The sequence below is a fragment of the Curtobacterium sp. MCLR17_045 genome, assembly GCF_003234405.1.
GTDB lineage: Bacteria > Actinomycetota > Actinomycetes > Actinomycetales > Microbacteriaceae > Curtobacterium > Curtobacterium flaccumfaciens.
Map to the genome: position 1 here is coordinate 1 of NZ_QKTB01000003.1, position 22,350 is coordinate 22,350.

The 22,350-nt window shown below is 71.4% G+C and carries 21 protein-coding genes; 8 read left to right on the forward strand and 13 right to left on the reverse strand.

The window, feature by feature from the left end; all coding sequences use genetic code 11:
- Positions 1–417: 417 nt before the first annotated feature.
- Positions 418–1,872, reverse strand: coding sequence for an APC family permease (locus DEJ05_RS03535; protein ID WP_071404196.1), 1,455 nt, complete (start codon positions 1,870–1,872; stop codon positions 418–420).
- A 97-nt stretch (positions 1,873–1,969) separates the two neighbouring features.
- Between DEJ05_RS03535 and DEJ05_RS03540 the strand changes: the two genes are divergently transcribed.
- Positions 1,970–2,398 carry a DUF6892 domain-containing protein gene (locus DEJ05_RS03540; protein ID WP_110865109.1) on the forward strand — a complete coding sequence of 143 codons (429 nt, stop codon included), beginning with the start codon at positions 1,970–1,972 and terminating at the stop codon, positions 2,396–2,398.
- A gap of 60 nt (positions 2,399–2,458) precedes the next feature.
- Here the strand turns inward: DEJ05_RS03540 and DEJ05_RS03545 are convergent, their stop codons facing one another.
- Both DEJ05_RS03545 and DEJ05_RS03550 read right to left on the reverse strand, forming a co-directional pair.
- Positions 2,459–3,070, reverse strand: coding sequence for a uracil-DNA glycosylase (locus DEJ05_RS03545; RefSeq protein ID WP_111109756.1), 612 nt, complete (start codon positions 3,068–3,070; stop codon positions 2,459–2,461).
- Entirely contained in the window at positions 3,067–4,269 is a 1,203-nt protein-coding gene (locus DEJ05_RS03550) for a glycosyltransferase (RefSeq protein WP_111030293.1), read from the reverse strand. The genes DEJ05_RS03545 and DEJ05_RS03550 overlap by 4 nt, the downstream gene beginning before the upstream one ends.
- Positions 4,270–4,379: 110 nt before the next feature.
- Between DEJ05_RS03550 and DEJ05_RS03555 the strand changes: the two genes are divergently transcribed.
- Entirely contained in the window at positions 4,380–4,571 is a 192-nt protein-coding gene (locus DEJ05_RS03555; protein WP_146245006.1) for an antitoxin VbhA family protein, read from the forward strand.
- 96 nt (positions 4,572–4,667) lie between these two features.
- On the opposite strand, the gene DEJ05_RS03560 is transcribed toward DEJ05_RS03555, so the two are convergent.
- Positions 4,668–5,492: a DUF429 domain-containing protein gene (locus DEJ05_RS03560; RefSeq protein WP_181440654.1), complete on the reverse strand. Its 825-nt coding sequence runs from the start codon at positions 5,490–5,492 to the stop codon at positions 4,668–4,670.
- Between the two features lie 124 nt (positions 5,493–5,616).
- Between DEJ05_RS03560 and DEJ05_RS03565 the strand changes: the two genes are divergently transcribed.
- Complete coding sequence (locus tag DEJ05_RS03565; RefSeq protein WP_111109845.1) at positions 5,617–6,285, forward strand: G5 domain-containing protein; 669 nt, start codon at positions 5,617–5,619, stop codon at positions 6,283–6,285.
- Positions 6,286–6,423: 138 nt separating this feature from the next.
- Complete coding sequence (ligD, locus tag DEJ05_RS03570) at positions 6,424–7,446, forward strand: non-homologous end-joining DNA ligase (protein WP_111109757.1); 1,023 nt, start codon at positions 6,424–6,426, stop codon at positions 7,444–7,446.
- A gap of 69 nt (positions 7,447–7,515) precedes the next feature.
- On the opposite strand, the gene DEJ05_RS17970 is transcribed toward ligD, so the two are convergent.
- The 3 genes from DEJ05_RS17970 to DEJ05_RS03575 all read right to left on the reverse strand — a co-directional run bounded on the left by DEJ05_RS17970 (position 7,516) and on the right by DEJ05_RS03575 (position 9,004).
- Positions 7,516–7,659 (reverse strand): hypothetical protein, encoded by a 144-nt coding sequence (locus tag DEJ05_RS17970; RefSeq protein WP_155896788.1) that lies wholly within the window; start codon positions 7,657–7,659, stop codon positions 7,516–7,518.
- Positions 7,656–7,817, reverse strand: coding sequence for a hypothetical protein (locus DEJ05_RS17975; protein ID WP_163343780.1), 162 nt, complete (start codon positions 7,815–7,817; stop codon positions 7,656–7,658). The genes DEJ05_RS17970 and DEJ05_RS17975 overlap by 4 nt, the downstream gene beginning before the upstream one ends.
- A 143-nt stretch (positions 7,818–7,960) precedes the next feature.
- Positions 7,961–9,004 carry an ATP-dependent DNA ligase gene (locus DEJ05_RS03575; RefSeq protein ID WP_111109758.1) on the reverse strand — a complete coding sequence of 348 codons (1,044 nt, stop codon included), beginning with the start codon at positions 9,002–9,004 and terminating at the stop codon, positions 7,961–7,963.
- Between the two features lie 157 nt (positions 9,005–9,161).
- Here DEJ05_RS03575 and DEJ05_RS03580 point away from each other — a divergent pair, with 157 nt between their 5' ends.
- Positions 9,162–10,205, forward strand: a complete 1,044-nt coding sequence (locus tag DEJ05_RS03580; protein ID WP_181440639.1) for an MBL fold metallo-hydrolase — start codon at positions 9,162–9,164, stop codon at positions 10,203–10,205.
- Between the two features lie 21 nt (positions 10,206–10,226).
- On the opposite strand, the gene DEJ05_RS03585 is transcribed toward DEJ05_RS03580, so the two are convergent.
- From DEJ05_RS03585 to DEJ05_RS03600, 4 genes are all read right to left on the reverse strand, one after another.
- Complete coding sequence (locus DEJ05_RS03585; protein WP_111109760.1) at positions 10,227–10,859, reverse strand: FMN-dependent NADH-azoreductase; 633 nt, start codon at positions 10,857–10,859, stop codon at positions 10,227–10,229.
- A 141-nt stretch (positions 10,860–11,000) separates the two neighbouring features.
- On the reverse strand, positions 11,001–12,611 hold the full coding sequence (locus DEJ05_RS03590; protein WP_111109761.1) for a putative Ig domain-containing protein: 1,611 nt from the start codon (positions 12,609–12,611) through the stop codon (positions 11,001–11,003).
- A gap of 253 nt (positions 12,612–12,864) precedes the next feature.
- Positions 12,865–14,736: a hypothetical protein gene (locus DEJ05_RS03595; protein WP_111109762.1), complete on the reverse strand. Its 1,872-nt coding sequence runs from the start codon at positions 14,734–14,736 to the stop codon at positions 12,865–12,867.
- Positions 14,737–14,898: 162 nt separating this feature from the next.
- Positions 14,899–15,801 carry a LysR substrate-binding domain-containing protein gene (locus tag DEJ05_RS03600; RefSeq protein ID WP_111109763.1) on the reverse strand — a complete coding sequence of 301 codons (903 nt, stop codon included), beginning with the start codon at positions 15,799–15,801 and terminating at the stop codon, positions 14,899–14,901.
- A 105-nt stretch (positions 15,802–15,906) separates the two neighbouring features.
- Between DEJ05_RS03600 and DEJ05_RS03605 the strand changes: the two genes are divergently transcribed.
- Together DEJ05_RS03605 and DEJ05_RS03610 are read left to right on the forward strand one after the other, a co-directional pair.
- The gene (locus DEJ05_RS03605) at positions 15,907–19,389 is read left to right on the forward strand and encodes a bifunctional proline dehydrogenase/L-glutamate gamma-semialdehyde dehydrogenase (RefSeq protein ID WP_111109764.1); all 3,483 of its coding nucleotides are present in this window, start codon (positions 15,907–15,909) and stop codon (positions 19,387–19,389) included.
- Positions 19,390–19,612: 223 nt separating this feature from the next.
- Positions 19,613–20,053 (forward strand): VOC family protein, encoded by a 441-nt coding sequence (locus tag DEJ05_RS03610; protein ID WP_111109765.1) that lies wholly within the window; start codon positions 19,613–19,615, stop codon positions 20,051–20,053.
- A 5-nt stretch (positions 20,054–20,058) separates the two neighbouring features.
- Here DEJ05_RS03610 and DEJ05_RS03615 read toward each other — a convergent pair whose 3' ends face one another.
- Together DEJ05_RS03615 and DEJ05_RS03620 are read right to left on the reverse strand one after the other, a co-directional pair.
- Complete coding sequence (locus DEJ05_RS03615; RefSeq protein ID WP_111109766.1) at positions 20,059–20,502, reverse strand: thioesterase family protein; 444 nt, start codon at positions 20,500–20,502, stop codon at positions 20,059–20,061.
- On the reverse strand, positions 20,499–21,107 hold the full coding sequence (locus DEJ05_RS03620; protein WP_071247243.1) for a QsdR family transcriptional regulator: 609 nt from the start codon (positions 21,105–21,107) through the stop codon (positions 20,499–20,501). The genes DEJ05_RS03615 and DEJ05_RS03620 overlap by 4 nt, the downstream gene beginning before the upstream one ends.
- 59 nt (positions 21,108–21,166) lie before the next feature.
- On the opposite strand from DEJ05_RS03620, the gene DEJ05_RS03625 reads away from it, so the two are divergent.
- Positions 21,167–22,348 carry an acyl-CoA dehydrogenase family protein gene (locus DEJ05_RS03625; protein WP_071405382.1) on the forward strand — a complete coding sequence of 394 codons (1,182 nt, stop codon included), beginning with the start codon at positions 21,167–21,169 and terminating at the stop codon, positions 22,346–22,348.
- The last annotated feature ends 2 nt before the right edge of the window (positions 22,349–22,350 follow it).

Here is a 22,350-nt window from a genome sequence, read left to right on the forward strand (position 1 = left end):
ATCTGCGGAAGCGTCACACGTGAAAAAGAGACAGCTCGAGGGGCTGGGCGGGTGCTGGGCGGGCGGAGCGGGAAGAGCAGCACGAGCGTACGGGCGCCTCCTGGGAAGCCTGCGGCGGCCCGCCGTGATCGCACGTTCACGGTCCGGGGGTCAGCGTTTGCGGTTCGGAGTCCGGGGTCCGTGGTTCGCCGCCGGTTGCTCGCCGCGGGGCGGGCGCGTCCCTGACAACGAGTGACGGTTCTGGTTCACGAAGCGGGGGCTTCGCGAACCAGAACCGTCACGGGTCGTTCGTGCACCGCAGTCAGCGCTCGCGTCGACCGTCCTGTCGACCCCGACGCAGGCGCCAGCCTCCGGCGGACAGCGACAGCGCGGCGATCACCGCGATGACGACGGTCCAGATGACACTGGTCGCGTCCATCAGACGTCGCGGTGGTCGTGCGGCGGGCGCTGCACCTTCGTCGGCTCCGTCACGAGTCCGGTCGGGGCCTTCTCGGCCTGCTTCCGTCCGTGGGTGAACCAGGTCAGGATCCAGAGCAGCACGCCCAGGGCCAGCAGCGCGCCGGCGATCTGGTACTGCTGCGGGTCACGACCGGACGAGAACGGCAGGACGAGCCACAGGCACGTGATGATGCCGATGACCGGGATGATGACGCCGGCTCGGAAGTGCTTGTGGTCGACCTTGTCGCGGCGCAGCACGAGCACGGTCACGTTCACGACGGCGAACACCGTCAGCAGCAACAGCGAGGTGGTGCCACCGAGGACGACGACGATGGGGGAGTCGGGGTCGAGCGAGACCCACCCGATCAGCAGCAGCGAGATGAGCGTGGTGAAGACGATCGCGGTCGACGGGGTGCGACGGGCGGGGGAGATGCGGGACAGGAAGCCCGGCAGCACGCCCTGCTTGCTCATGCCGTAGAGCAGGCGCGACGCCATCATCATGTTGATCAGGGCCGTGTTGGCGACGGCGAACATCGAGATGAAGGGCAGCAGGTCGGCGATCGGGAAGTCCGGCGCGGCGGTCTGCACGACGGTGACGAGGGGGGTCTCGTTGCCGGCGAGCTCCCCGATCGGCACGACGGCCACGGCGCAGATCGACACGAGGACGTAGATCACGGCGGTGATGCCGAGGCCGGTGAGCATGATCTTCGGGAAGATGCGCGAGGGGTCCTTGGTCTCCTCGGCCATGTTGACCGAGTCCTCGAACCCGACCATCGCGAAGAACGCCAGCGACGTCGCGGTGCTGATCGACAGCAGCAGGGACTTGTCCTCCGGCGTCTCGAACATCACGACCCGCGAGAAGTCCGCGTTGCCGCCGGCGATCGCCCAGAACCCGATCAGGATCACCATGACGAGACCGGACAGCTCGACGAGGGTCAGCACGACGTTCGTCTTGACGCTCTCGCTCACCCCGCGGAAGTTGATGAACATCACCGCGAGCATGAAGCCCATCGCGATGAGCATCACCACGCCGTTCGGCAGCTCGATGCCGAACCCGGCGCCGAGGTTCGCTGCGAACGCCCGCGATGCCGTCGACGCCGATGTGATCCCGGAACACATCACGATGAACGTCACGATGAAGGTGACGAAGTGGATGCCGAACGCCTTGTGCACGTAGAGGGCGGCACCGGCGGTCTGGGGGTACTTCGTCACGAGTTCGAGGTACGAGAAGGCCGTCAGCAGCGCGACCGCGAACGCGATGAGGAAGGGGAGCCACGCTGCCCCGCCGACCTCGGCCGCGACCTGGCCGGTGAGCGCGTAGACACCCGTGCCGAGGATGTCGCCGACGATGAAGAGCAGCAGGAGCTTGGGACCGATGACCCGGCGGAGCTCGTGCTGCTCCTGCTGTGGGCGGTCCGTCTTGGTGGTGGCCATGCGTCACCCTTGCGCGCGGAATGCCTTTCTGTCCAGTCCCACAGGAAGGTTTCTCGCGATCGCAACACGGTCCCTCGGCGACGGATACGCTCCGGCCATGGACCAGCAGTCGAACACCACCGAGGAGCCCATCGAGTTCGCGGACTTCAACGCGAAGCTCCTGGTGCTCGACGTCCTCTGCTACGACCTCGACGTCCTGGACCCCTACGACCCGGACGCCGAGGACGAGACCGACGAGGACCTCGACGTCGACGGGCAGGACGACCGGGCGCGCGAGTACTACGACGACCTCGACCTGCTGCCGTCGCACCTGTCGCTCGTCACCGAGATCACCGTGGACTCCGACCTCGAGGTCCTGCAGGACGTCCACCCCGGCTGGGACGGCTCGGACGACCGCTTCGACCCGCAGAACTGGGACGACCTGCTCGACCTGCCGGAACTCCGCACCGTGTACGCCGCCGCACCACTGCCCGCCCACGTCGCCGAGCGGCTCGCGGCCAAGGGCGTCGAGGTCCGCTCCGCCTGAGCGGGTCGCGACCGGGACGCGACCTGGACGCGGCCTGGACGCACCTGGGCGGACGGACGGCTAGCGGTCCAGCGCTCGCAGCTGCTCGGTGAACTGCTTTGCGCCGCCCTGCGCCGGGTGCCGCACGGCACTCGCCTCGATGTCGGCCAGGGCGAGTGCTCCCTGCGCCTTGCGGCCGACGGCGACCACCCGGACACGGTCCACGCCGCCGAGGGCCGCCAGCAGCGCAAGCGCGACGGGCGCTCCCGAGCGGACCTCCGCGGGCCGTGGCGTCCGGTTCGTCAGCCGGTCCGGTGCCACGAAGGGGTGGTGCGGGAAGATCGCCCACGCGACGGGGAGGGCACCGCGCCAGCCCTCCAGCGCAGCGTGCACGACGCGCGACGAGGCCTCCCACGGTGCCGTCGGCTCCGGCGGGACGCCGTACTCGGGTCCGAGCTCGCGCATGCTCGTGAACGGCACACCCGTGTTCGTCATGCCGCGCCACCCCGGTGCCTCGGCCACGAGCAACGTGTCAGCCCCCGGCCCGGACTGCTCCAGGTACCGCGTCAGGTTCGCCCGCCGGAGTCGTCCCTCGGGCGATCCGACGTCGTAGAGCGCCTCGGCGTCCGACTCGACGGGCACCGCGTCGAGCGCCGCCCAGAACGCGGCGAACCGGCTGCCCGTCCCGCTCACGAGCGCCCGAGCACCCGGCGGTAGACGTCCTCGAGCCCCGCGGCCGACCGCTCCCAGCTGAGGCGCTCCGCGTGCTCCCGCCCTGCAGCGGCGAGCCCGGCGGCGTACGGCGCATCCGTCAGGATCCGCTCGATCTCGGCCGCCCACTCCTGCGGGTCACGGGACTCGAGCACGACGCCCGTCTCCCCGTCGACCACGGCCTCACGCAGGCCCCCGGCAGCCGCGGCCACGACCGGCACCCCGGAAGCGGAACCCTCGAGCGCGACGAGCCCGTACGTCTCGGAGTGGGACGGCACGAGCACGGCTGCCGCGCCACGGAACAGGAACGCCAGGTCGGCACGTGACTGCGGCCCGATGAAGGTGACGTGGTCGGCGATGCCCCGCGCGTCGGCGAGCCGACGCAGTTCGTCCACGTAGTCGCCCGCCTCACTCGAGACGTCGCCCGCGATGACCAAGGTGGGGCGGGCCTCCAGGCTGATGTCCGCGATCGCCTCGATCGCCAGGTCCAGACCCTTGAGCGGCTGCACGCGCGCCGCTGCGACCACGTAGGGGGTGGCGGCGCGGCGCGCACCGACCGCGGCGGGGCGGAAGACGGACCCGTCGACCCCCGGTGGCACGATCCAGATGCGGGCGTCGTCGCCGCCGAGCCGGGTGCGCACGGTCGACGCTTCGGCCTCGGACACCACGACGACTGCGTCCGACTCGCGCGCGAGCAGTTCCTCGCCGGCGATGCGGCCCGCCGACTCGGGTCGTTCGCCCTCGGACAGCGGCGTTGCCGGGTCGGCGGCGATGGAGTGGAACGACTGCACGTGGGGGATGCCGCGCTCACGGGCGACGGGCAGCGCGGCCGCGCCGGAGAACCAGTGGTGCGAGTGCAGGACGTCGAACGGCCCGAGCTGCTCCAGCTCGTGGCGGAACGGTTCGATGAACGCGTCGTGCTCGCCCTTCGGCACCGGCTCGGCCGGCCCCGCGGACAGGAACCGCAGGCACACGCCCGGCACGAGCGACACCGAGTCCGGCTGCGTCGGGGCGGACCGGCGCGTGATGATGTCCACGTGGTGGCCCAGGTCGGCCAGTGCCTCGGCCTGGTGCCGGACGACGACGTTCATGCCGCCGACCTCGCCCGAACCGGGTTCGTCTCCGGGGGAGGTGTGCAGCGACACCAGCCCGATGTGCAGGGGTTCGGTCGTCGTGCTCACCGCTCAACCCTAGCCGCGCGGCCTCCGTTGCGACGGTCGTGCGGGTGCCACCACGACGGGCCGTCCTGGCGGGTCTGGAACACGTGCGCGCCCCGGCGTAGCATTGATGCATGCCCAAGCGAATGGTTCGGACCGTCTCCGGCTCGGAGCGCGTCAAGCGGACGCGCGCCGTCGCTGCGGTGATCCACTCCGGGCGACTCGAAGGCTTCAAGGACAACCCCGAGTGGATCCGGTACATGGACCGCTTCGCGAAGGGCGAGATCAGTCGCGAGGAGCTCCGGGCTTTCGCGCACCGTCGGTGAGTCCTCGACCCGAGAGTTCGCGACGCTCGATCACATCCACCCCTTCATGATCTGCACGGCGGCAGCAACGGGCGAGATCTGATCCTTCTCGCGCCGTCAGCGCTGCGACGGGCGTGCGGGCGCCACCACGACGGGCCGGCGGCCCGCCTCGTCCGGCGTGTCGGTGGGGAGGGCCGGATCACCTCCCAGGATCTGCACGCGCTCGTCGCCGTGTCGCTCCCAGAACGACGCCGTCCACGCGCACAGCGCCCCGTCGAGCAGGTCCTCGCGGTGCTTGTGCGTCGGACCGTGCAGCACCGACGGGTCGGCGAGCCGCTGCGTCAGCGGGTGGGAGTCGAGCAGCAGCGGCGGGTCGAGCGGGGTCTCGCGCAGCCGCCGGACCAGCTCGTCGAACGCCTCGGCGCGACGGGCACGCGCCTCGGCGGCGGGGATCCGCAGGTTGAGTCGCTTGTAGCGGGGGCGTTCGACGTCGTAGCCGAGTTCCTCCACCCCCACCAGCGTCGTGTACGGGTAGCACTCGAACATCGCCGGACCGGTCCGTGCCCGCATGGCGTCCGTGTCGGAGACGTACCCGACGCCCAGTGCGGTCAGCCGGTCGAGCAGTGTTGAGCCGGCGCTCGCCGCCGACGCCTGGTTGGTCGGGTTCGCCGCGACCTTCCACCGGCCGTAGCGCTGCCCGACCTGCCGCTCGGACTCGCGGATGCCCGTCGGGTTCGTCACGACGAGCGAGGCGTCGACGGCGATCAGTGATCGTGGCCCGAGGTGCTCGGCGATCCAGTCCGTGACGGCGTCCACCCCGCGGGCCCACCCGGCGTCGGTGATCGTGCCGTCGTGTTCCATCGCCACCAGCCCGGTCTCGTTCGCGGCCTTCCGCTCGGAGCCGAGCCCCCACGCCAGGTCGATGCCGAGGTACGCGTTCACTCGCCCATCCTGCCCGGCGGGCGGTTCATCCTCACAGCGCGGCTGCCCCGGAGTGGGGGTGCAGCGGTCGACGGAGCACGGGGCACCCTGGATCGTCGTACCGAACACGAGGGGATGTCGCAGGATGCGCTGGTCAGCACTACCGACGAAGGCGAAGGCTTCGGTCGTCGTCGCGATCGCAGCGGTGATCTGGGTCGGAGGCGTGGGCACCGCCGGTGCTGTGGTCGGTGCCGCCGTGACCAGTGCCAGCCAGGACACGGCTGCTCCGCGAGCCGTCGCCGACGTCGCCACGCCCCCGACACCCAGCGCGACGCTAACCCCGACGCCGACCCCGGTCGTCGAGGTGTCGGAGGTCTCGAAGGACTTCCCGATCCACTTCCGGAAGACCACCATCGACGATCCGACCCTGGCGAAGGGCCAGACGCGGCTGCAGACGGCGGGTGTCGACGGCGTGCTCACCCGCACGTACCGAGTGACCACCACCGACGGCGTCGAGACGGACCGAGTCCAGGTGTCCAGGACCGTGTCGACGGCCCCGGTGCCCGAGGTGACCGCGGTCGGGTCGTACGTCGAGCCTGCTCCGGCCCCCGCGGCTCCCGCGCCTGCGCCAGCTGCTCCTGCTCCCGCGCCCGTCGAGCAGGCGCCCGCGCCGTCGCAGGACTTCATCACGCCCGGGGCGTTCTGCGCCGATGCGCAGGCCGGAGTGGTCGCCCAGGCCGCGAACGGCAACTCGTACACCTGCGGCGGCAAGGGCCCTGACGCGAACGGCCACCTGCACTGGAACGTGATGTGAAGTCTGCCCGCAAGACACCGGTGTCCGCGCGCTGAACACCGGCGTGCGCGTGTTCGACCAGGGAACACCGGTGTCTTGCGGGAACAAGAGCGGTCCCGGCTGCGGGCGGGCGGCCGGCACGCGTGTACGGTCCGCTGCATGGCGAGCGAAGCGACGACGGTGCGGGTGCCGGGGCCCGACGGTGACCGCGAGGTCCGGATCAGCAGCCCCTCGCGGGTGCTCTGGCCCGAGGGGGGCATCACGAAGCTCGACCTGGCGGAGTACCTCGTCACGGTGGGGGACGCCTTCGTCCGGGCGAACGGCGACCGGCCGATCTCGCTGCAGCGGTTCCCGGGCGGCGTCGAGGGTGAGCAGTTCTTCTCGAAGAACCCGCCCAAAGGGGCGCCCGACTACGTCCGCTCGGTGACGGTGACCTACCCGAGTGCCCGGTCGCACCCGCAGCTCGTGATCGACGAGCCGGCCGTGGCGGTGTGGGCCGCACAGATGAACACGGTGGTGTTCCACCCGTGGGCTTCTCGTGCCGAGGACAGCGACCACCCGGACCAGCTCCGCATCGACCTCGACCCGCAGCCCGGCACGGACTTCGGCGACACGGTACCGGTGGCCGAGGAGCTCCGGAAGGTCCTCGACGAGGTCGGCCTGACCACCTGGATCAAGACGAGCGGCAACCGCGGCCTGCACGTGTTCGCGCCGATCCGCCCCGAGCACGAGTTCCTCGAGGTGCGGCACGCGGTGATCGCCGCGGCACGCGAACTCGAACGCCGGATGCCCGACCGGGTCACGACGGCGTGGTGGAAAGAGGAGCGGGGGCAACGGATCTTCGTCGACTTCAACCAGGCGAACCGTGACCGCACGATGGCCGGTGCTTACAGTCCCCGAGCTCTCGCACACGCCTCGGTGTCCACGCCGATCGCGTGGGAGGAACTGCGCACCGCGGACCCGACGACCTTCACGATCCGCACGGTGCCGGAGCGGCTGCGGACCACGGGCGACCCGTGGGAGTCGATGGGGGAGCAGCCGGGCAGCATCGCGCCGCTGCTCGAGTGGTGGGAGCATGACCTGGCGAACGGCGAGGGTGAGCTGCCGTTCCCGCCGGACTTCCCGAAGATGCCGGGGGAGCCGCCGCGCGTGCAGCCCTCACGAGCGAAGAAGCCGAGCTGAGCCCGAGCGGCCGAGCGGCCGAGGGACCGAACAACCGGCGGCCGAATGCCGAACAGCCGCCGCCGAGCCTCAGGCTGCGGAGGAGACGTCCCGCTGACGGTCCGGGTCCTCGACGCGCGTGGTGTGCGTCGGCAGCCCGATGCTGGCGGTGTGCAGGCGAGTCAGCCGCGACCAGGTGCCGCGGTGCACGTCGGTGATGCCGTCGACGATCACGAGCCGAGTCCGACCGTGACGAGTGCGAGCGCCGTGGCGGTCACGCCGGCGATGGCGCTGATGACCGCGCTGAGCTGCAGGACGCGCTGGCGCCGTGCCTCTCGGACTTCTGTGAAGGGGCTCCGCCGAGGGTGGCGGACAAGCGTGCTGGTGCTCATGTCGATCCGCTCCGATCCGGGCGTCCGAACTGGACGCCTCGTGCTGCTGAGATCATCCTGGCACGGCTTCGCTAGTTCGGCTAACTACTTTTCCCCGAACGTGACAGAACAGCGACAAACGGACACCGCAGTGCGTTCCGCCGTCATGACAGCACGTCGTTCAGGTCGTACGCACTCGGCACCTCGAGCTGCTCGAACCCGCACGACGTCGCGTCACGGTCGGGCCGCCACCGCTCGAACTGCACGGTGTGCCGGAACCGGTCGCCCTCCATCTGGTCGTACCGGACCTCGAGCACCAGCTCCGGCGCCAGCCGGACGAACGACGTGTCGCGACCCGACGAGAACCGCGACCGTTCCCCGTCACCGGTGACGGGCCTCCCGTCCGCATCGCGGAGCACGACGGGCTCGAGCTCGTCGATCAACGCGGCCCGGCGCTTGTCGGAGAAGGCGGAGACGCCGCCGACCTGGCGGAGCTCGCCGTCCGCGTCGTACAGGCCGACCAGCAGGGACCCGACGCCGGAGCCGCTCTTGTGCACGCGGTAGCCGATGGCGACGACGTCGGCGGTGCGGTGGTGCTTGATCTTGAGCATCGAGCGCTTGTTCGGTTCGTACGGCCGCGCTCGCGGCTTCGCGACGACGCCGTCGAGCCCGGCGCCCTCGAAGGCGGTGAGCCACTCGCGCGCCTGCTCGACGTCGAGTGTGGTGCGGGTGACGAAGAGCGGGTCGGTCATCGCGTCGCCGAGCTGCTCCAGGCGCTCACGACGCTCGTCGAAGGGGCGGTCCACCAGCTCCTCGCCGTCCACCGCCAGCAGGTCGAACGCCACGAACTGCGCCGGCGTCTCGACGCTGAGCTTGGCGATCCGCGAGGCCGCCGGGTGGATGCGCTGTGACAGGGCCTCCCAGTCGAGGCGCTCGGCACCGGGCTCGCCGGAGCGCAGGATCACCTCGCCGTCCAGGACGACCGGGTGGTCGCGGCCGCCGAACTGCGCGCGGAACGCCTCGACGAGCTCGGGGAAGTACCGGGTGAGCGGCTTGGCGCCGCGGCTCCCGATCTCGACGTCGTCACCGTCGATGGTCACGATGCCCCGGAAGCCGTCCCACTTCGGTTCGTACCGCAGCCCGCCCTTCGTGCTGTCCGGGTCGGGGACGGTTGCGACGGCCTTGGCGAGCATCGGTGCGATCTCCATGAGTCCTGTCTACTCGCGGGAGTCGGCGGGGCTGCGCACTTCGTGAGCAGGAATGGTCGGGTCCGGCTCGACGACCCGACATCTTCTGCTCACGATGCGCGGCCGGGAGGCCCGGATCACCCCGGGCAGGTCGGCGCGCGTCGGTAGGGTGGCCGGCGTGACGACCGTGCCTCCGCCGGCAGCGCCGGCCCCGGAACCGATCAGCCCCGTGCAGGCCGCTGCGCTCCGCGACGGCGTCCTGCCACCCGTCGAGCAGGTCCGGCCGGGCATCTGGACCCTCGCGGTGCCGTTCCGGTTCGGGGTGCCCGACGCGACCCTGGTCTACATCGTCGAGGCGGCGGACGGCTCGCTCGCGGTGATCGACCCCGGGTGGTCTGCCGACGGCGGGCTCGCCGAGCTGCGGGACGGGCTCGCCACGATCGGACGGACCCTGGACGACGTGTCGCTCGTGGCCGTGACGCATCTGCACGCCGACCACCTGGGTGCCGCGGCGGCCATCCGCCGGGCGACGGGTGCACGTGTGGCGATGCACGGCCTCGAGGTCCGTGCGCTCGAACGGGAACGCGCCGACGCCGAGCGGAACGACGCCGACATCGCGACGTGGGGGCTGCCGGAACACCTGCGGGCCGGGGTCGTCGAGGCCTGGGGCAGCGGACGCCGGATCGGGATGGGCCGGATCGAGGCGCCGTACGCGGACGTGCTGCTCGGGGACGGCGACCTGCTGCCGATCCCCGGTCGGACGATCCGCACGCTGTGGACCCCGGGGCACACGAGCGGGCACGTGTGCTTCCTCGACGAGGCCGACGGGCTGCTGTTCTCCGGCGACCACGTGCTGCCGCGGATCAACTCCGGCATCGGACTCGGCGGCCGGACCGGGACGAACCCGCTCGGCGACTACCTGGCGTCCCTCGCACGGCTCGACCCGTACGCCGACCTCGAGGTCTGCCCGGGCCACGAGTACCGGTTCCGTGACGTCGTCACCCGCGCGCAGACGCTGGCCCGGCACCGGGAGGAACGCTCCCGACACGTCGCCGCGGCCCTCGACGCGCTGGACCGTCCGACGCTGTTCGAGGTCGCCGCCCGGGTGCCCTTCAGCGGCGGGATCGAGTCGATGACCGGGTTCCTGCTCGCGAGCGCGCTGACGCAGACGGCCTTCCACGCGGACCTGCTCGGGCGGGCCGGCGAGATCCGGCCCGCCTGACGAGCGCCGCGGACGCGCGGGTCAGCCGAGCGTCGTCGCCAGGCGCTCGATCGTCGTCTTCGCGTCGGCGAACTCCGCGGCGGCGTGGTCGGCCAGCGGTGCGAGGTCCGGCAGCCGGTCGGCCAGGGTCGCACTGACGGTGATCGGGTACAGCTTCATGCCGAGCGCGGTGCCGAGCACGATGTGCAGGACGGGGGAGCCGTGGTCCCAGCCCTCGGTCGGGGTGCCGGCGTCGTAGGTCGCGCCGCGGCTCACGACGGTCACGACGGGTCGACCGGCCAGGGGCTGCACGCCGCCGGTCAGGATGCCGGGCACGTGGATGCGGTCGATCCAGGCCTTCAGGGTCGACGGCACCGTGTAGTTGTACAGCGGCGCACCCACCACGACGACGTCGGCGGCCAGGAGCTCGTCGATGACCTCCTGACGAAGGGCCTCGGCCTCGGGCGCGACGATCTCCTCGGTGGTGCGGTCGGCGGCCGCCCAGTGCAGCGCCGAGCTCTCCAGGTGGGGGAGCTGGTCGACGTGCAGGTCCCGCCGGACGACCGTGTACTCCGGGCCGCGGGCGCGCCAGGCGTCGGCGAAGGCCGCGGTCAGTGCGCGCGAGCGGGAGTGGGACAGGTCGGCCGAGGAGTCGATGTGCAGCAGCGTGGGCATGTCGCCAACGCTACCGGCGCGGACCCGGCCGGGCGCGGATGCGAAACGGCCCCGCCTGCTCCGGTGGAGGAGCAGGCGGGGCCGTCACGGGCCTCCCGTCCACCGCGCGGGCACGCGACGGACGGGAGACGTCTCAGGGTGTCAGCGCTGGGCGCGACGACGACGCGCGAAGCGGGCGCCGATGAGGCCGGCACCGGCGACGAGCAGGCCCAGGGCCCACGGCAGCGCGTCGGTGGTGTCCGAACCGGTGTAGGCGAGCTGACCGCCGGTGTTGACCGGGGCGACCGGGGCCGCTGCCGGCGCGACCGGGGTCGGGTCGGCGATGCCGGCGACCGCGGTCGGCTGGACATCCACGGCGAACGAGGTGGCGAAATCGCCGGCGGCGACCGTGAGGTTGTGGATCGAGGCGTGCGGGAACGTGACGCCGATGAAGCCGAACTCACCGATCTCGGGGTCTGCGGCGATGACGTCGGTCGAGACGTCCGACGTCACGGTGGGCGTGATCGACTCGTCGTCCTCGCCCAGGACCTCGTTGCCGAACCGATCGACGACCGTGCCGGTCACGATGAGCGTCCCACCCTGCTTGATCGTGGGACGACCGCCGTCGACCTCGGTGCCGACCTGGCCACCGTCGCCGTCACCCTGCGTGATGACGGTGTAGACCTTGCCGTCCGGGTCGATGATCCACGTGGTGCGCTTCTTGGTGTCGTTCTCGTCGAAGTCGAAGTCGAAGGCTCCGGCGCGGTCGGTCGTGTAGACGAACAGGCCGAGCGGCGCACCGGCCTCGACGTTGAGCGAAACGTACTGCGTGGTCGTCTCGGTGCCGCTGGTCGCCGTGACGGCGAAGGTCCAGTCCCACGCCTCGGTCGTGACCCCACTGAGCTCACCGGTCGACGCGTCGAAGGTGAGGCCGTCGGGGAGCTGGTCCGCGGGGGACATCTCGTCCTCCGGGAACTCCTCGGCGTACTCGGCGTCGTCCTCGTCGAACCAGGCGAGGCTGTACTTCGGCTCCGGGAAGCCCTGCGCACGGAAGGTGTGCGAGAAGGCGTCACCGGCGGCGGTGCTCAGCTCGAGCGGGCTGTCCTGCGTGGCACCGGCCTTGGTGGGCTGGCCGTCCTCACCGAGGAACGCCGGGGTCTGCGTCACGGCGGCGGTGGCCTCGGACTCGACCGTGGAGGTCTCGGTCGCGCCGGGCAGCGTGCCCGTCACGGCGACCGTGATGGTCTTGCGGACGTCGGTCGGGTCGACGACGTAGCTCGCGGCCTTCGACAGGACGTTGCCGTCCTGGTCGGTCCACGAGTACTTGTACCCCGCCTCGTCGTCGAAGCCGGTGACGACGGCGACGAGTCGGGTGCCGACCTTGGCCGTGCCCTCGATGGTGACGGTGGCGTCGGCGGCCTTGGCCGTGACGTCCGGCTTCGGGGTCTCGGTCGGCTTCGGAGCCTCGGTGGCGGCCGGCGCGGTGGTCTCCGGCGCGGCGGGCTCGGTGGCCTCGGGGGTGGGTGCCGGGGCTTCCTCGACCGGAGCCGGGGTCTCGGGCGCGGTCTCGACGGGCGGGTCCGTCGGCGTGGGCGTCTCGTCGGAGACGACCGGAGCGGGCGTCTCGGCGGCCACGATCGGCTGCGTCGTGTCGAGCGTCTCGGCGTTGGCGGCCGTCGCGGTCATGATGCCGAGGCCGGTGGTCAGGCCGACCAGGGCGACGGTGGTGCCGACGGCGCAGGCGCGACGGACAGTGGAGGTGCTGCGGTGCACGGGATCCCCCAGGGATTCGGTCCGGGCTCATCGCCCAGATCATGTGAATTTGCCGAGAATGTCGGCGTCCTCGGATCGTAGCGGGATGACGTTGCCGGGCTGTGACGATTCACCGGAATGTGACCCGGGTTGGGGGTGCGTGCGGGAAACCGCCGGACCCCCGCACGCGCGGCGCGCCCTGTGGGCGCGAAAGGACGGACGGGAGGCGCGGTGCGGGCCCGCACCGCGCCTCCCGTCCGTCCGGGGCCGCGTCTCAGGCGCGACGGCGACGCAGCCGGTGGACCAGCAGACCGCCGCCGGCGGCGAGCAGGCCCAGCGCCCACGCGAGCGGCCCGGAGGCGTCAGCGCCCGTGTAGGCGAGGTGGCCACCGCCGCCGGCCGTCGGGGTCGTGTCGCCGACGGTCGCGACCGACGGCCGCACGTCCACGTCGAACGTGGTCGAGACCTCACCGAGGGCGACCGTGATGGTGTGCGGCGAGGCGTGCGGGAACCCGACCCGGGGCTCCCACTCGCCGTACGGCAGCGTCACTTCGTCGCTGGCCACGCTGCTCGTCACGACGGGCTGCGCGCCGTCGGACTCCTTCGTGCTGTTCCCGAACGCGTCGAGGGCCGTCACCCGGACGACCATCGTCGCCCCCTGGGCCACCGGGACGGCGTCGACCGGGATCGACCTCGGGCTCTCCGCGAAGATCTCGCGCAGGCCCTCGGCGTCACGGAGCCACCCCTTCGGGGACCCGATCGTGCCGACGAGCAGGCTGAGTTCCTCCGTCGCGGCGGGACGGATGGACAGGTGGACGTACTGGGTGGCAGCGCGGGACCCGTTCATCGCCATGACCTGGAAGTCGTACTCGCCGGCCACCGTCGGAGCGCCGCTCAGGACCCCGCTCGTGTCACCGACGGCGAGGCCGAGCGGTGCGATCGGGTGTTCGTTGCCCGGGACGGGGAACGCCGTCGGGCCGGTCAGCAGGACGTAGTGCAGCTCCGTCGACGACCCCGTCGCGGTGAACGTGCGCTCGATCTGCTCGCCCGCGGTGGTCTCGATGCGGATGGGGGACTCGGGCGTCGAGGGCTCGGTGAACGTGATGGTGTCCGGGGCGGCGGGTCCGTCGGTGTCCTCGGCGCCGACCACGACCTCGAACGACGTGGAGACGCCCCCTTCGGAGACCGTCACGGTCCGGGTGCCGGTGCCGCCGAAGGTCACGGTGTTCGAGGAGTCCCCGTCGTTCCACACCGCCGCGTCGGAGTCGTCCGTGCTCGTGACCGTCGACCGGGGGTAGTCCGGACCCGGCGTGGTCCGGTTGCCGTACGCGTCGACCGCGAGCCCGGCGAGCGTGAGGGGGGTGTCCTCGGTGACGGGGATGCTCGGCACGATGCGGACGCGGCCCTGACCGGCGGCCTGTTCCCAGATCGTGCCGTCGGTCTCGACCTGCCACAGCCCGTTGTAGTCGGGGGTGGCGACGCCGAACGTCACGCCCACGGGGTCACCGGGTGCGACCGTCAGCTCGACGTACTGCGTGATCTCGGTCGAGCCGCTCAGGGCGACGACCTGGAACCGGAAGGTCCCGGCCTCCTTCGGGTCACCGCTCAGGACACCGGTGTCGACGTTGACCCAGTAGTCGGAGGACGGGGCGTCCTGGATGGCGTAGCCGACGGTGCCGTCGCCGCCGGTGGTCTCGAAGGTGCGTGTGAAGGGCGTGCCGCTGGTGGCGGTGAGCTCGATCGGGTCCTCGGCGGTGGACGGTTCCGTGAAGGCGAGGTCGCTGCCGTCGGCGGGTGCCGCGGGCGCCGCAGGTGTCGTCGGTGTCGCCGGTGCGGCGGGTGCCGTGGGCTCTGGTGCCGCCGTTTCCGGGACCGCAGTCGGCGTCGTGCCGGTGGACGGGCCTCCCGGCTGCTGGTCGGTGTCGACCGTCGTGACGGGCGCGGCGGGCGTGATGGGCGCGGCGGGCGTGATGGGCGCGGCGGGCTCGGCCGGCGTACCGGGTGTCGCCGTGCTCGTGGCGGTGGTGGGCTCGGCCGCGACGGCGGTCGCGGCGCCGATGCCGAACGCCGACGACGCGGTGACGATGGCGACGGCTGCGCCGATGGCAGCGACCCGTCGCGTGGTGGAGGTGCAGGGCTGGTTCATGGGATCCCCCTCGGATGCCGGTCGGGGCACCGGGAGGTGCCCTCATCCAGGAGATGTCTGCGGCGACGAGATCCTGACGGATGCACAGGTCTCGATCCGGTCACGGTGTCGTCTCGCGTGCGCGGTGGCTGATGTGCGCGCCGGATGGCGTGCGCCGGCGGATCAGTCGCCGACGGCCGCCGCCGCGCGCTCGAGCGCGTCACGGAGTGCGCGGACCGCCGGGGACGACGACCCCGCGGACCGCACCACGGTGAAGATCGTGCGTCGGGGCCCCTCCGGCAGCTCGAGCAGCCGACAGGTCGTCGTCCGACCGGTCCACATCAGGTCCGGCATCAGGCTCACCGCGTTGCCCGACTCGACCAGACGGATCTGCGTCTGCAGATCGGCGGTCTCGTACCGGACGTCGGGCTCGAAGCCCCAGCGCCGACAGACCTGCTCCGCGAAGTGCCGCGACGCGGTGCCGCGGGGTTCCATCACCCAGGGCATGGTGCGGGCGTCCTCGAGCGACGACACCGGGCGCAGGGCAGTGTCGAGCGGGGGCAGGGCGAGCCGGACGGTGTCGGTCGTCAGGTCGGAGCGGTCGAGCCCGGGCAGGTGCGGAGCGGCATGGGCCGGGTACTGCTCGGCGATGACCATGTCGAAGTCACGAGCCCACGTCTCGTTCAGTGCGGTCTCCGGTTCCCGCTGGACCATCTCGACCCGGACGTCGGGGTGTTCCGTGGCCATTTCGTGCAGGGCGCTCGGCATCAGGGCGAGGGCCGCGGACTGGAACACGGCGACCCGGACGCGGCCCTGCACGGATGACAGGGTGTCCTCCACCTGGGACTGCGCGTGCTCGAGGACGTCGAGTACCTGGCCCGCCGCAGCGACCAGCACCTCGGCCTGCGGGGTGAGCTGGAGCCGTCGCCCGGCCTTGCGGAGGAGCTGCACTCCGGCCTCCCGCTCCAGGGCACTCAGCTGCTGCGAGACCGCCGACGGGGTGAAGTTCACGGCCTCCGCGACGGCCGCGATCGTGCCGCGGATGGACAGCTCCCGGAGGAGCACGAGACGGCGGACGTCGAGCATGATCCGACGCTAGCCGGATCACGACCGGAACGGTAGCGGAACTGAACGGTATCCATCAGGAACGCTCACTTCCGCTACCGCATCCCCGACCTCCACACTGAACCCATGACGACGCTGCACGAGGACTCCGCCATCGACCACGACGCCCTGGCGGACCAGTCCGTCGCGCTCGTCCGACAGTGGCTCGCCGAGGCCGAGTCCTACCCGGTCGACGGCTCCGCGAAGCAGCTCGCCGGCGTGCTCGCCGACCCCGCCGGCCTCGACTTCGCCGTCGGGTTCGTCGACGGGGTCGTGCGACCGGAAGACCTCGCCGTCGCCGCACGCAAGCTCCGCCAGATCGCCCCGGACGCCCCCGGGTTCCTGCCCGCCGCGCTCCGCGGACTCGTCCGGCTCGGCGGCGGCGTGGCCCCGATGATGCCGAACGTCGTCGTCCCCATCGCCCGACGCGTCCTCCGCAACATGGTCGGCCACCTCATCGTCGACGCCACCGACTCCAAGCTCGGCCCGGCCATCGCCGGCATCAAGCGCGACGGCGTCCGCCTCAACGTCAACCTGCTCGGCGAGGCCGTCCTGGGCGAGCGCGAAGCCGCCCGCCGACTCCAGGGCACGCACAAGCTCCTGGCCCGCGACGACGTCGACTACGTCTCCATCAAGGTGTCCTCGACCGTGCACCCGCACTCGCCGTGGGCATTCGGCCACGCGGTGGACGACATCGTCGAGCAGCTCCGACCGCTCTTCCAGCGTGCCGCAGCCGCCACCCCGGCCAAGTTCATCAACCTCGACATGGAGGAGTACAAGGACCTCGACCTCACCATCGCGGTCTTCACGAAGCTCCTCGACGAGCCCGAGTTCCTCGGCCTCGAAGCCGGCATCGTGCTGCAGGCGTACCTGCCCGACGCGCTCGCCGCGATGCAGGAGCTGCAGGAGTGGTCCGCAGCCCGCCGCGCTCGTGGTGGTGCCGGCATCAAGGTCCGTCTGGTCAAGGGCGCGAACCTGCCGATGGAGCAGGTCGAGGCCTCGGTCCACGGTTGGCCGCTCGCCACCTGGCACACCAAGCAGGACTCGGACACCAACTACAAGCGCGTGCTCGACTGGGCGCTCACCCCGTCGCGCGTCGAGAACGTCCGCGTCGGTGTCGCCGGGCACAACCTGTTCGACGTCGCGCACGCCTGGCTGCTCGCCGGTGAGCGCGGCGTGCGGGACGGCATCGAGTTCGAGATGCTGCTCGGCATGGCGCAGGGTCAGGCGTCGGCCGTGAAGAACACCGTCGGTTCGCTCCTGCTCTACACACCGGTCGTGCACCCGGGCGAGTTCGACGTCGCGATCGCCTACCTGATCCGCCGTCTCGAAGAGGGTGCGTCGCAGGACAACTTCATGTCCGCGGTCTTCTCGCTCGTGTCCTCGCCGCCGCTGTTCGCCCGCGAAGAGGAGCGATTCCGTGCATCCCTGGTGCCGCTCGCGACGCCCGAGGGCCTCGAAGCGCCGGCCTCCCACCGTGTCGCCGACCGGTACGCCGCCGTCGGCCGCCCCGGCCCCGGCCACTTCGAGAACACCCCGGACAGCGACCCCTCGGTCGGCGCCGTCCGCGCCTGGGGCGACGCCATCACCGCACGGGTCGCCTCGTCGACGCTCGGCGTCCGTGCCGTCCAGGAGGCCCGGGTCGACTCCGCCACGGCGCTCGACTCCGCGCTCGGCCGCGCCAAGGCCGCCGGTGCGGTCTGGGGGACCTGGTCCGGTGGTGCGCGTGGCGCCGTGCTGCACGCCGTCGGTGACGCACTCGAGGCGAACCGCGCCGCCCTCATCGAGGTCATGGCGTCGGAGACCGGCAAGACCATCGACCAGGCCGACCCCGAGGTGTCCGAGGCGATCGACTTCGCGCACTTCTACGGCACCCTGGCGTCCTCGCTCGACGACGTCGACGGCGCCACCTTCGCGCCCGCGGCGCTGACCCTGGTCGCGCCGCCGTGGAACTTCCCCGTCGCGATCCCCGCCGGATCGACCCTCGCTGCGCTGGCGGCCGGGTCCGCCGTCGTCCTGAAGCCCGCGCCGCCCGCCGAGCGCTCCGGTGCCGTGCTCGCCTCGATCATCGAGACCGCGCTCGACGCCCACGGGGCCCCGGCCGACGTGCTCGCGTTCCTGCAGGTGTCGGAGAACGACCTCGGGCAGCAGCTCATCGCGTCCCCGATGGTCGACCAGGTCATCCTCACCGGTGCGTACGAGACGGCCGAGCTGTTCCGCTCGTTCCGCCCCGACCTACCGCTGCTCGCCGAGACCTCGGGCAAGAACGCCGTGATCGTCACGCCGTCGTCCGACCTCGACCTCGCCGTGAAGGACGTCGTCGCGTCCGCGTTCGGGCACGCCGGCCAGAAGTGCTCGGCCGCGTCCCTCGTCGTCATGGTGGGCTCGGTCGCGAAGTCGAAGCGCTTCCGGAACCAGCTGCTCGACGCGGTGGCCTCGCTCACGGTGGGGTACCCGACCGACGCCGCGACGCAGATGGGTCCCGTCATCGAGCCGGCCTCGGGCAAGCTGCTCGACGGCCTGACGAAGCTCGGCGCGGGGGAGTCCTGGGCCGTCGAGCCGAAGCAGCTCGACGAGACCGGCAAGCTCTGGAGCCCGGGTGTCCGACAGGGCGTCCGCCGCGGCTCGGAGTTCCACCGCACCGAGTACTTCGGCCCGATCCTCGGCATGATGACCGCCGACTCGCTCGACGAGGCGATCAACATCGTGAACGAGGTCGACTACGGCCTGACCTCGGGCCTGCACTCGCTCGACCCGGCCGAGATCGGTACCTGGCTGTCGCGGATCCAGGCGGGCAACCTCTACGTCAACCGCGGCATCACGGGCGCCATCGTCCGCCGCCAGCCGTTCGGCGGGTGGAAGAAGTCGGCGGTCGGCGCCGGCACGAAGGCCGGTGGGTTGAACTACCTGCTCGGGCTCGGGTCGTGGACGCCGGCACCGGCGGCCGCTGCGTCCGGTGTCGCCGTGTCGGGTCCGGTCTCGGCGTTCGCCCGGGCTGCCGAGGTGTCCTCGCCGGTGCTCGACCGTGCGCTGCCGTCCGACGAGCAGGCATGGTCGACGCTGTTCGGCACCGCGACCGACGTCTCCGCGCTCTCCGCCGAGCGGAACATCGCCCGGTACCTGCCGTTCCCGTCGGTGCAGGTGCGGCTGGCCGCGGTTGCCGACTCGGACACGGACGCTGATGCCTCGGTGATCGAGCTCGTCCGCGTCGTCGCTGCAGCGCTCCGGGCCGGCACGACGATCGAGGTCTCCACGGCCGCGACGCTGCCGTCGTCCGTCGCCGCGGCGATCCGTTCGCTGCCGATCGTCCGCTCGCTGTCGCAGACGGTGTCCGACGCGGCCTTCGCGAGCTCGGTCGCCTCGGGTCCGTCGACGCGGGTGCGGCTCATCGGCGGCGACACCTCGGCGCTGTACTCGGCCGTCGGTGGTCGTCCGGACGTCGCGGTCTACGGCGGCCCCGTGACCGAGGCCGGGCGGCTCGAGATCCTGCCGTTCGTCCGCGAGCAGGCGGTGTCGATCACCGCGCACCGCTTCGGCACGCCGAACCACCTGACCGACGACCTGATCTGACCCCGGACTGCGGCGCTGGCGTTCGGGTCCAGCGCCGCTTGCAGAACCGAAGTGCCCCCGAACCGTGGAGAACCGCGGTTCGGGGGCACTTCGGTTGTGCGGCGTGCGGAACGCCGTCCACGGGGCTGTCCGGTCGCCGCACGGCCTCGGGTGCTTCGGAGGGACCGAGCGTTGCCTCAGGTGTGCGCCGCAGCAACGGCGCGCAACCCTGAGGAGCTCCACCATGACCGAGCCGTTCGCACGCCCGACCGCCCTGGCCCACGTCCGTGTCACCGTGACCGACATCCACCGGAGCAAGGCCTTCTACCAGCTGCTGCTCGGCACGGATCCGGCGATCGACTTCAGCGACCAGGTCGACGAGCCGGGTGTCCGTGAGGATCGCGAGCGTTTCTACGGCGGATCGGTGTTCCGGCTCGGTGACCAGGTGTTCGGGCTCCGTCCGGTCGCTCCCGCAGGGCAGACGTTCGATCCGGACACCGTCGGCCTCGACCACGTGAGTTTCGTCGTGAGTTCGGTCGACGAGCTGCACGAGGCGGCCGCCCGACTCGATGCCGCGGGTGTCGAGCACGGCGAGGTCACCGACCTCGGCGACGCCGGCATGGTGATCCTGTCCGTGCAGGACCCCGACGACATCAACCTCGAGCTGGCTGCAGTGAAGGGCTGAGGTCGTCAGTCGGCGACGGCGGTCTGCTGCGCGACCATCGAGCCGGTCACGAGCTCGCGGAGCTCGGCGGGCAGCGGGATCGGACGGCGGGCGCCCTCGCGGTCGATGATGACGTGCACGAACTCACCGGTGGCGAGCAGGGCGCCGTCGGACTGACGGAACAGACCGAACTCCCACGACAGGCTCGTAGTGCCGAGGTGCTTCGAGCGCATCCCGACCTCGATGACGTCCGGCCAGACGGCGGACTCGACGAACCGGCAGCTCGACGACACCAGCACGGCGATCCACTCCGACGAGAACGGGTCGAGCCCGGCGGCCTCGCGGAACCAGTACGTCGACGCGTTGTCCATCGCCGAGTAGTAGATCGTGTTGTTGACGTGCCCGAACATGTCGTTGTCGTTCCACCGGGTGGGGTAGGAGCGGCGGAACGGGTACTCGTCGATGGTCATCGGTCTCCGATCGGTGGTGCGGGTGTGGCGTGCACCGCGTCGGGCCGCAGGACGTACTCGAACGCCGCACGGGCCCGGTCGGGATCAGGGGTCTCACCGGAGATGAACTCGGCGTAGGTGAACGACTCGGAGATCCGGACGAGCAGCCGTGCGAGCTCCTCAGCCGACAACGGTGCCGGATCGAACGTACCGGACGACTCCTGCTGCTCGATGAGAGCGGTCACCCGGGCGACGAAGCGGCTCTGCACGTCACTGTCCGAGGTGGTGAGCAGACGCATCGCCCGAGCGGGTTCGCGCGTCAGGAACGCCCGGAAGTACGGGGCGTCGATCAGGTCGGCGGTGAACCGGTCGAGCACGACGACGAGCCGGGCTGCTCCGGTCGCCCCGATCTCGTCGGCGGCGTGGGTGGCTCCGTCGAGGGTCGGGACTGCGAGGGACCACAGGATCTCGGACAGCAACCGGTCACGGTTGCCGACCCACCGGAACAGCGACGTGCGGTCGACGCCGAGTGCGGCAGCCAACGCCCCCATGTCGATCCGTGAGCCGGCGATGAAGGTGTGACGGGCCTCCCGGAAGGCGCGCAGCGCAGAGTCTGATGTGTACACGCGATCCTCTCTTGCAACGTTTTCGAGAATGATGCATCGTGGTTCCCATGTCAACGACGATGCCCGCGACGCCCCTGCTCGAATCGGACTTCTACGGCTTCCAGCAACAGCTCACCGAGCAGGAGCGCGCGTCGCTCGGGCAGCTCCGGCAGTACCTCGAGCGCGAGGTCGCGCCCATCGCCGACGCGTACTGGGCGCGCGCCGAGTTCCCGATGCAGGTCATCGCGCCGCTCGCCGAGCTCGGCATGTACGGGCCGGGCGTCCCGCTCGTGCGGCAGTTCGAGAACTCGGCCGTGTACCGCGGCTGGGCGGCCCTCGAACTCGGACGCGTGGACGCGAGCGTCGCCACCTTCATCGGCGTGCAGTCCGGCCTGGCGATGAACTCGATCGCGGTCGCCGGCAGTGACGAACAGCAGCGCGAGTGGCTGCCCCGCATGGCTGCGGGTGAGATCGTCGGGGCGTTCGGGCTCACCGAGCCGTACTCGGGCAGCGACTCCGCGAAGGGTCTGCGCACCACCGCCCGGCGCGAGGGCGACGAGTGGGTGCTCGACGGCGAGAAGCGCTGGATCGGCAACGCCACCTTCGCCGACGTCGTCGTGATCTGGGCGAAGGACGTCGCCGACGGTCAGGTCAAGGGCTTCCTCGTCACCACCGACACCGCGGGCTTCACCGCGACGAAGATCGAGGACAAGATCGCGCTGCGCGGGGTGCAGAACGCCGACATCGTCATGCAGGACGTCCGGGTGCCCGAGTCGCGCCGGCTGCAGAACGCGACGTCGTTCCGCTCGACCGCCGAGGTGCTCCGACTGACCCGCACCGAGGTCGCCTGGCAGGCCGTCGGCATCGCGGTCGGTGCGTACGAGGCCGCGCTCGCCTACGCCCGCGAGCGGATCCAGTTCGGCAAGCCGATCGCCGCGCACCAGCTCGTGCAGGACCTGCTCGTCAAGTCGCTGTCGAACATCACGGCCTCGATCGCACTGTGCACGCAAGCCTCGGCCATGCAGGACGCCGGGGTCGGTGGCGACGAGCACTCGGCGATGGCCAAGGCGTTCGCCACCGCGAAGATGCGGGAGACCGTCGCCTGGTGCCGCGAAGTACAGGGCGGCAACGGCATCGTGCTCGACAAGGGCGTGGCCCGGTTCTTCGCCGATGCCGAGGCGATCTACTCGTACGAGGGCACGCGCGAGGTCAACACCCTGATCGTCGGGCGGGCGATCACCGGGCAGGCCGCGTTCGTCTAGCG